General features: G+C 36.6%; 8 protein-coding genes. 3 read left to right on the top strand and 5 right to left on the bottom strand.

What is annotated here, in order from left to right:
* Nucleotides 1-217 precede the first annotated feature (217 nt).
* Nucleotides 218-622 (bottom strand): integrase catalytic subunit, encoded by a 405-nt coding sequence (locus ATH1_RS0116490; protein ID WP_010424389.1) that lies wholly within the window; start codon nucleotides 620-622, stop codon nucleotides 218-220.
* A gap of 710 nt (nucleotides 623-1,332) precedes the next feature.
* Here ATH1_RS0116490 and ATH1_RS0116480 point away from each other — a divergent pair.
* Genes ATH1_RS0116480 through ATH1_RS0116470 form a run of 3 tightly spaced genes read left to right on the top strand, consistent with a single transcriptional unit; the run spans nucleotide 1,333 to nucleotide 7,496 of the window.
* A complete protein-coding gene (locus ATH1_RS0116480) occupies nucleotides 1,333-4,455 on the top strand; it encodes a SusC/RagA family TonB-linked outer membrane protein (RefSeq protein ID WP_010424387.1) in 3,123 nt (1,040 codons plus the stop codon).
* 24 nt (nucleotides 4,456-4,479) lie between these two features.
* Nucleotides 4,480-6,027 (top strand): RagB/SusD family nutrient uptake outer membrane protein, encoded by a 1,548-nt coding sequence (locus ATH1_RS0116475; protein WP_010424385.1) that lies wholly within the window; start codon nucleotides 4,480-4,482, stop codon nucleotides 6,025-6,027.
* Nucleotides 6,028-6,044: 17 nt separating this feature from the next.
* Complete coding sequence (locus tag ATH1_RS0116470) at nucleotides 6,045-7,496, top strand: IPT/TIG domain-containing protein (protein ID WP_010424383.1); 1,452 nt, start codon at nucleotides 6,045-6,047, stop codon at nucleotides 7,494-7,496.
* 450 nt (nucleotides 7,497-7,946) lie between these two features.
* On the opposite strand, the gene ATH1_RS0116460 is transcribed toward ATH1_RS0116470, so the two are convergent.
* The 4 genes from ATH1_RS0116460 to ATH1_RS19820 form a co-directional block, all read right to left on the bottom strand.
* Nucleotides 7,947-8,240: a hypothetical protein gene (locus ATH1_RS0116460; RefSeq protein WP_010424379.1), complete on the bottom strand. Its 294-nt coding sequence runs from the start codon at nucleotides 8,238-8,240 to the stop codon at nucleotides 7,947-7,949.
* A gap of 17 nt (nucleotides 8,241-8,257) precedes the next feature.
* Nucleotides 8,258-8,758: a hypothetical protein gene (locus ATH1_RS0116455; protein WP_010424377.1), complete on the bottom strand. Its 501-nt coding sequence runs from the start codon at nucleotides 8,756-8,758 to the stop codon at nucleotides 8,258-8,260.
* 14 nt (nucleotides 8,759-8,772) lie between these two features.
* The gene (locus tag ATH1_RS0116450; protein ID WP_010424375.1) at nucleotides 8,773-9,258 is read right to left on the bottom strand and encodes a hypothetical protein; all 486 of its coding nucleotides are present in this window, start codon (nucleotides 9,256-9,258) and stop codon (nucleotides 8,773-8,775) included.
* 351 nt (nucleotides 9,259-9,609) lie between these two features.
* Nucleotides 9,610-9,901, bottom strand: a 292-nt coding sequence (locus tag ATH1_RS19820; protein WP_010424373.1) for a transposase domain-containing protein, incomplete at its 5' end; no start/stop codon positions are given.

The raw sequence follows: 9,901 nt of genomic DNA, 5'->3' as shown, positions 1-9,901 counted from the left end.
TTGCGCATTTTTTGGTTTTTTGGGTGGCATTTTTCACAAGTTGGGTTAATGCTTTTTGAACGGTCGCGCCTATGATTGTTGTTGGAAATGGTTTGCCCTTTACCCGTTGCTTTTTCATGTTCCGCGAGAGTATTATGGTGAAGAACCAGACTTTTTTGAGTTTTCCACTGATAGTTCGCATGTTGTAAACACTAAAATGGACATGGGCCTGGTATCCTTATGGAAGGTCTTCTACTGCTTGGTATTCTCTGGGGTTAACCGCGAGAGGAATGTTGTGCTTTTGACGCACAAACATGGTGAAATTATAAGCTGTCCGTACGCTTACTTCAGGAAGGTCCGGGTAGCGTTCCTTGAGCCAGTCAAATATTTGTGCAGATGATGTTTCAGGGAACTGAGATAGTTTCCTCCTGACAAAATCTTCATAAGGATTAAGAATTTTGTGATGATATTGGTTTTTTATCAGGAAGTCCTCGTACTCATCTTCACTCATTTTGAGATATTTCCTGACAGTACGGCTATCCATTACCACATAGCGGGCTATTTTGGCGTTGCTAAAGCCCATCTGGCTTAATTTGTGTATTTCATGATACATGTTCCAGTGATTTACATTTTTATCATTCATAATCAACGTTTTTAAAGGTTTTTGCTAAAAACGCTGATAAGGCGAAAAAATTTGGTTTGGAATTCTCAGGACTGCCCCCGAGGCAATCCTGAGAATTCCAAAATCATGCATCACACTATTTCCGATTTTGGTACATTGTTATTTTTCGGTTAAATCAAATCTGGCTATAATTCTTCTTCTCATCTACTCTTTTAGTAGCAAAGTATTGTGTAATTTTTGCCGGGAAAATACTGCTATTAAATCTTGTAGTATTTTTTGTATTTCCATACCTAATATTTTACGAACTCTTTTTTAATACCTCAGAAATAGTATTTAGCTTTTCGATAACTGTGGTTTTGTTAAAAAAAAGCGAATTTTTTTGAAAATATAAATAAAATTAATAATTTTGGTTTACCAATTTGTGGTAGTCCAAATGGGTAGTCTCCCAGTGAATTTTTTCATGATATCTCTGGAAATTAGTCAAATTTTATTGGAAAACTGTTAAAGTTTGGTATCTCTCTATATTGTCATTAATCTAAAATCGAGAAATATGGTTAAAAAATGAAATCCAAGTCTACAATGTTCACGAAAAGCTTTTGTTTTAATGAGCTCGTTAAAAACACTTTAAGTTCACTAAAACAATTAATTAATTTTATAATTCATGTTTATGTGAAATAAATAGAATGTCCTTATGTTAAGTGGTAAAAACTAAATGTTTAAAATTTAATGTTATGAAGAAAAAGGTTTTGTTAACATTCTTGTGTTTTGGGAGTCTTTTCGCCCAAGTGTTAGCACAGACGGTTACTGGTACCGTGACCGATGCTAATGACGGTCTGCCTTTAATAGGTGTTAATGTTATCGAGAAGGGCACCTCGAATGGAACGATTACCGATATTGAGGGTAATTTTTCTTTAACCCTTCAAGGTGAAAATCCTGTTTTGGAGTTTTCATTCATTGGTTACAGCAAGAAGGAGATAGTTGTTGGAGATCAGACGAGATTTGATGTTGTATTAGAACAAGATTTGATAGGATTGGAAGAGGTGGTTGTTGTTGGTTATGGTACTATGAAAAAATCTCATTTGACAGGAGCCATTTCCAAGATGGAAACGGACGGTCTTGAGGATATTCCCGGTGGTAGAGTTGACCAATTGTTGCAAGGACGCGTAGCCGGGGTGCAAATCCAGAATACTACCTCAATGGTAGGAGAAGAGCCCAAGATTTCTGTTAGAGGTATTGGTTCCATTAGTGCCGATGGAAAGCCTCTTGTTATTGTTGATGGTTTTCCTATGGAGGATGGACTTAGCTTGGTTGATGCGGCCGATATAGAGTCTATTGAAGTACTTAAAGACGCTGCTTCTGCTGCTATTTACGGTTCCCGGGCAGCGAATGGGGTTATTATAATCACAACCAAGAGTGGCAGTGAAAATAAACCAATCTATAATTTACGAGCTTCTTATGGTGTGAAAGATTATTATGAGATACACCCAATGATGACAGGGGACGAATTTATTGAGATGAAGCTAAATGAGGCTGAATTGTCCGGAACAACTTTGTCAAATATGTATTTTGCCATGTCTGTATTGAATGAGAATACTAAAGATACCAATTGGCAGGAAGAAGCTTTAAGGTTGGCTGGTGTTTTTAACGCTCAATTTAATGTTTCTGGTGGTAAAAATGGGATTAAATATTATGTGTCATCTTCTTATCTTGGAGATGAAGGTATTATGCTTCAGAATAAATATGATAAGATAAAAATTCGTTCTAAAATTGAGGCTGATTTATCTTCCATCGCCAAATTTGGTGTAAGCATTAATCCTTCTTACACCAAGCGATCTCAACCCACGAATAATTTCACCGATTTTGTACGTACGCCAAGGTATTTGCCTGTATATCATAATGAGTTTACTTCTGAACTTACCGGACAGCCAGTTGGTAGTTACTCTCATGGTTATCATTATTCTAATAAAACCTATACTGGTATCGATCCTATAACTGGTGAAGAGAGGACTGTCACTGCTTCACCGTATAATACTTCAAATAATAATCCCTTGTGGGTTATGAATAATGAGTTCTATTCACGAAATGATTACGGTGTGCAAAGTTCAATATATTTTAGATTGAAACTTGCAAAAGGGTTGGAGTTCAAAACGTCTAATGGATTTAATCTTGAATACACTGAAGAGAATACGTATAAAAATGTAAATTCAAAAACAGCATCTTCACCTAATAGTGCTTTGTATGAGAATTCTCTTTTCAGGGATTTGCTTTCTGAAAATACTTTGACTTACAACTTGGAAACTGGAAGTCATGTTTTTGATGCTTTAATAGGCTTCTCTATTCAAGAAAGAAATACAAAAATATCCAGCATCTTCGGTAATAACTTTCCTACTGATTATATACACACGCTTAACGCTGCTGGTACTATTCTTCAGTATGATGATGAAGATCAAGTGACCGGTACCTGGGAAGAAGAAGATGCACTGGTTTCTTTATTTTCGCGATTTTCTTATTCTTATGCGGGTAAGTATCTTTTCTCTGCTAGTTTTAGGGGAGATGGTAGTTCCAAGTTCGGTGAAAACAATCGATGGGGTTATTTTCCGTCAGTTTCATTAGGATGGCGTATTTCTGAAGAGGATTTTTTTGAAAATGCTGTGCCATGGGTTGATAATTTAAAACTACGTGGCAGTTATGGTATTACAGGAACTGACAATATACCGAACTACGCAAATACTAATATGTTATCTCCTAACTCTTATGTTTTAGGTAATACTAATGGATCTGTTGTGCCGGGGATTTCAAATACATCGGATGTTATTGGCAACTCTTATCTTCAATGGGAGCAAACTAATGAATTCAATTACGGGATAGATTTTAGTGCTCTTAGAGGTACTATTAATTTAAATGTTGATTATTATTATTCAACTACCAAAAGTTTGTTGTATGAGCGGTCGGTCAATTCTATTCTTGGGTTCACTAATGCCTGGAGTAATGAAGGTAAAGTACGAAATAAAGGATTGGAAGTAGCCTTGACTACATATAATATTAAGAAAAATGATTTCAGGTGGAGTACAACTTTAAACTATGCCATGAATCGTAATAAAGTACTGGATCTTGGCGGAGAAGACATGCAAATATCCAGTGGAGAGAGAAATGAAATGTATATTTCAAGAGTCGGTGATCCGCTTATCCAATTTTATGGATACAAAACTCAAGGGGTTTGGATTTCTCAGGAAGAGATTGATAATAATCCGTCAAACGTTAGTGATGTTCCAGGAGGATTAAGATCTGTTGACATAAATTCGGATGGAGTTATTGATGCCAATGATTACACTGTTATTGGAGATCCTCTACCCGATTTCACTTGGGGGGTTTCTAATAATATTAATTACAAAAATTTTGACTGTTCTTTCCTTTTTCAGGGAGTTGTAGGATCTCAAGTCGTAAATGGGGATATATACTATGCAGAAACGGTTAGATATAATAAGAATTTTAATTCTAACCGATGGATTGATGAGAATAATCCCGGTGATGGGAAAACTCCTTACGAAAGAAATGGTATTAATCAAATGCTCACAGATTATGCTGTAGAAGATGGCGATTATATTGCTTTACGAGATATTACGATTGGGTATACTTTGCCTAAAAAGGTGGGAGATTTAGTTGGTATTTCTGATTTAAGGGTTTATCTGAGTGGTAAAAACTTGTTGTATTGGTGGTCATCTGATTATAGGGGAATTAATCCTGAAGCAAGAAGAACATCGAGCCAATATAATAGTCCTTTGATAGATGGTTACCAACGAGGTGCTTTCCCAATTCAGAGAGTATGCAGTTTTGGCGTAGATATTACTTTTTAATTAATATCAAAAATTAAATTGATTATGAGAAAGATTATATATATGGCTTTAGCAGTACTGGCTGTTATGGCGTTCACTTCATGTGAAGACTTTTTAAACAAAGAACCAATAGACCAGTTAGGAGAAGGTAGCTTTTATAGCAATGATGAAGAGCTGAATATGGCTGTTATGGCTTGTTATAGTGACCTTAGAAATTTAACAAATGAAGAATGGCGGTTGACTGAAATTCGTTCTGATAATTCTCGTTTGTATATAAAAAATACAGGTGATGCGGTGAATGTACGATTAAGACAATTGGACAATTTTACCGTGGAGACCACGCATGATGAAAATACAGAATATTGGGAGGATGCTTACAAGGTTATAGATGATTGTAATGTTGTGCTTGAAAATATTAATGTTGTTGAGAATTCGGATTTAAAAGATCAATTAGAAGGCGAAGTTCGTTTTATTAGAGCATACGTTTATTTTAATTTGGTTCGCTTATATGGTCCGGTATTTTTAGTGACTGAACGATTAGATATTGATGAAGGTAATACTCTGCCACGTAGTTCAGTTCAAGATGTGTATGATGTTATTGAAAATGATTTGATATTGGCAGGTGGAACTTCTGAGTCTTCAGGGTTACTGCCGGATGGTTATGATAGTTCTCAACTAGGGCGTGCAACCTCATGGGCTGCCAAAACTTTACTGGGGAAAGTTTATCTTACCTTGCATCGTTATTCGGACGCAAAAGATATATTAATAGATGTGAAAGATAATAGTGGACACCAGTTGCTTGATAATTATTCAGATATCTTTGATGTAAATAACGAAATGAATTCTGAAATCATTTTTGCTGTTCGTTATTTGTCAGGAGGTTATGGTCAAGGTTCTCCTTTTGCCAATTATTTTTCACCCCGCGATGGAACCTTTGTTCCTGGTAGAGCTTATAACTATAATACTCCAACGAACGACCTAATTGAAGCTTATGATTTAGAAGGGGATACGGAACGTAAAAATGTTGTATTAATTGATATCTGGACCGACGACAGTGGTAATCTTAATCCAGTTCCATTTGTTTCAAAATACTTGTCAGACTTTGAAAATGACCTGGATGCAGAGAATGACTGGATCGTTCTTAGGTATGCTGATGTGCTGCTGATGCTGGCTGAAGCTGAAAACGAGATTTCAGGTATTAGTGAGGCACTACCTTATGTTAATTCAGTAAGAACAAGAGCCGGTTTGAATTTGATCGAGGAAAGTAGTGTTGATTCTAAATGGGATATGAAATTAATTATTGAAAATGAAAGAAGGCTTGAGTTCGCATTTGAAAATCATCGGTTTTATGATCTTGTAAGGACTAACAGATTGGCTACAGTTATGAAAAATCATTATGATAATGAAATTATTATAACTTCTATTAGTCAGGATGGTACCATGATTACAGAACCCTACTATGCTAATGTTGTTAGTGATTTTAGTTATTTGCCGGAAGATGCTAGGGAGTTAGATGAATGGCAATTTTTATTGCCTATTCCGAATAGTGTTATGACAGTAGGGACTAATGCAACACAAAATCCTGGTTACTAATCTAAAAATCTACAATGATGAAAAATATTGATTTAATATTTTTAATGGTGTTTTTTGCCTTTAGCTTTGGATGTGATGAGGAATTAACACTTAATAAAATTGAGGAAAAAGTACCTGTAATTGAGAGTTTTGAACCTTTGACAGGTACTGCAGGCGATGAAATTACCATATATGGTGAAAATTTAGGGAATGTTAAGACGGCATATGTTGGCGACAGCTTGGTTACCATCAAGTATCGTGTTAATAGTAATGAACTGGTGGTGAAAATTGATAAAGGGACTGTTTCCGGATTAATTACGGTTGAAAATCAGATAGGTTCAGCTACTTCTACAGAGGAATTTAACGTTGTTCACCGTGTGCCTGTGATTTCGGATTTTGAAGATTCTAAGGTTTTACCCAATAGTCAATTTAAGATTGAAGGTGAAAATCTGGATGTTGTTTATGATGTTTATGTTGCTTCTTCTAAAGCTACTATTCTTGAGGTAAATGAAAGTTTTATTCAGATTGAAGTTCCGTTTTTTGACGAGGAAGAAGAGCCAGCCAATGTTTTTTTTACTTACAATGATGGGGGATATATGAAACAAGTTGGGTCTGCCGGTCTTATTTCATTATATCGTATTCTGCCTAATTTTACTATGGTTCCGGATCAAGGCATAACGGGAAGTAATATTGTTTTTGAAGGTGAAAATCTGGGATTGATTGATAAGATGTGGTTTAATGATCAGGAAGGTGCTTTTACAGTTAATGAGGCTGGTGATCAATTGGTTGTTATTCTGACAGAGGAACAGTTTGTTGTAACTACTACAGGAGTAACCGTTAGAGCTACCTACTTTGGTGAAACACAGGAAGAAATTCTCCATGAAGATTTCGAGGTAATTGTTCCTAAAGTGGACTTTTATAGTAATATAACTCTGCATCCCAGAGGTGGTGATGATCCGTTCTTCTTGGATTTCAATACGGGAGTAACTTATGGTGCCTGTACTCCAATGGAAGAATTGCAATTGAAAATATCGGTGCTTGCTTATGCCTCAAAAAGTGGGTACTTACAATTCAGACAGGCAGGAAATGCAGGTAGTGTCATTAAAAACTATAGATGTGATGAAACAGGTGAAAAGCTTCCTGATGTTGATGCAGTTAAAGTTTCGCAATTTGCAGTTTTAGATGAGTCTATACCTGAGCAGAAGGAATATATCGATGCCGTTAAGAATAAAACACTGACTGAAATCGATTCAGATGTTGTATCCGAATTTGGTGCTAATACCAGTGATCTTAAACTTTACACCGACGGAATTGACTCAGAGGATGAATTTGGGCCTGGTGATGTGATAATCGTTAAACAAACATGGAATGACGTGGTCCAGTATGGTTTTCTTGAGATTATTGATACATTTGTCGATGTTCCTGAAGATTGCGGACAACTTGAAGGTGACGATTCTTATATAACGTTTAACTATTACTTTCAGAAATAATATAGGGATATAAAGTATATCGAGATTTGTTTTTGACCTGTTCGGACTACATGCAGGAAGCAGTTGTCCGGCAGGTTTTTTTATTGTAAATAGTGCCGGCAAGAAAACTACCTATTTTCAGGAATCATGATGAAAAGATCCAAAAAATTGGTCTCGTTTCTTTTCAGAAATCATTATTTCGTGAAAATTATTACATTTTTGGACATAAAAATTTGAATATTTTGTTCAAAATTAGCTATTTCCTGCAAGAAAAGGCATACTTCTCCCATGTATGTTTTGTAAAAAACTGTAAATCAGTAATATATTATGCAGCTGAATTTGCTATGGAAGCTTGTTTCATTTCCTGCTCCCTGGCAATCAGGTGAACACCTATCTTTTTTAGATTGTATGCACAGACCGCCATTCCGATGTATCGTTTGAAATTGTGATAGCTTCTATCGGGACACCGATTTAAACCTCTGTTTTCCAATTCATTAATATTTGACTCCACGGCGCTGTGCTTATTGCGCAGTTTTTTGAACAGGGGCTTTTTTTCTCTTCGGCCTGGGCTTTATTGCATTTCCCTTTTTTAGGAAGGACAAGGTTTTCAACCACTTGTGACAACAACGCTTTATTGTCTTTATGCCAGAAGCCTTTATCGAAACTCCAACTTGCAACCTTTTGTGCCGGAACTATCCGTTCAACAAGTTCCGGCACAATTTCAGAGTCGGAGATATGCTCCATCACCTGATAATCAACAATCAAATTAAATTGATCGGTGGTTATTGCTGTTTTTTGCCTAACTCAACGCTTGGATGCATTTTACCTTTGGTTACCCATTCAGTGTATTGCTCAAAGATTGAGAATATTTTCTCGTCATGTGAAATTTTTTCTCCTTTGATAACCCGTCTTTCCAGCAAGTCAATATGCTTTTGCAATAATTTCATAAACTCCTCAAGTTCAATCAATATTACAGCATCTGCAATATCGTTTTGTGGAAAATTGGGCTTATCTTTTTCAAGTTTAGCCAATAGCGCTTTGGCTTTGATAAGATAGGCCCGGGCAGCGTCATGGACTCTTGATTGCTTGTCCTTACCTCCTGCTGCACTGGCTCTACCCAGTGCTCTCATTTTATTTTTCAGATCTCGTCGCCAGTCTTTTACCTTTCTCCACCCCTGTAGTTCATGCTTTTCCTGGAGTTTTGTCACCATGTCTATGCACTTTCGGGCACTGTCCCAGAGCAAGTTATAGTCAGTTGGGAAATGGACATTGCTCTCTACCACGAAACTATCGGTTTTTAAGTGTAATGCTGCCCCCCCTCTTTTTTTTTAAACACCTGATGCCCAAAGTCTACAATAATATCATTGAGCTGTTTTACCGTTTCATCATCCAATAAGGAAACATTGTCTATAATATTCTGATAACTAAATACTTGCTTTCCGAAGCCTGCTGTGCTTTCAACACCCATCAGCTGACGAATCAGACCGTCATAATTGGCAATGTGATGTACATCGTCATAACTGATGTTTTGACAAAGCCGAACTTGTGACAAAACAAAAATCTGCCACAAATCCATACCTGGCCTACCGGTTTTATTGTTGTTCGAAAGCACTTTATTTTCAATGACTTCAAATATTTTTTCATTCCATTCAGGGGTCACGAATATCTCTTTTAACGCGGCACATAAACCCGGCAAAGCTCCACTTCGCTTGGCGGTTGGAATCTTAGTATCTTGAATTAATAACCTGCCGATGACAATTTGTTGTTCGAATCTCTTTCTCATTTTTGAATCTGGTTAAAACAGTAGATTAAAATACTCGAATCTTATAGTATTAACAGCTTGAAAATAGGCATTATAACTGATTTAACCAAAAAATACAGGGCTTGTTTTCAAAAAAAGTTTTCAATATTATAGTATTGAATAACAATTTGTTATGAGTTTTCTTGCAGAAACTAAATAGTGGCATTTGTTTTGTGGAAATTGCTATTTTCGAGGCTGTTCAAAAAAAGTGTGTCAAAGTTAAGGGTAAGCCTTTGGTCTCCCACGTATTGTAAAAGTAAAAAAATTTTTCCCAAGCCGGGGATACCGGCCTGGGAGTTGAATCTTTCTAAGTACTACTGGAATCTTTTGGAATTAGTTGGAGCTTTCCGGGAAATTCCGGCAATGGTTGGATTTTTTCCAATTGTGAGGCAAAAGGTCAGCCAGGTCCAGATCATAGTTGCTATTGTACAATGCAATTTTGGAAAACACATCGGTCAGCCACTGCCGGGGGTTAACATCGCTGGCTTTGCAGCATCCCAGAAGTGAATACATGATGGCAGCATTTTCTGCGGCGTCATGGTTGCCACAAAACAAATATCCCTTTCTTCCGACGGCCAATGGCCTGATGGCATTTTCTGCCAGGTTGTTAACCCAACTTGTCATC

The organism is Anaerophaga thermohalophila DSM 12881 (genome assembly GCF_000191885.1).
Classification (GTDB): domain Bacteria; phylum Bacteroidota; class Bacteroidia; order Bacteroidales; family Marinilabiliaceae; genus Anaerophaga; species Anaerophaga thermohalophila.
Note: the sequence above shows the minus strand (reverse complement) of the source record. Positions and strands in the feature narration are given on the sequence as shown.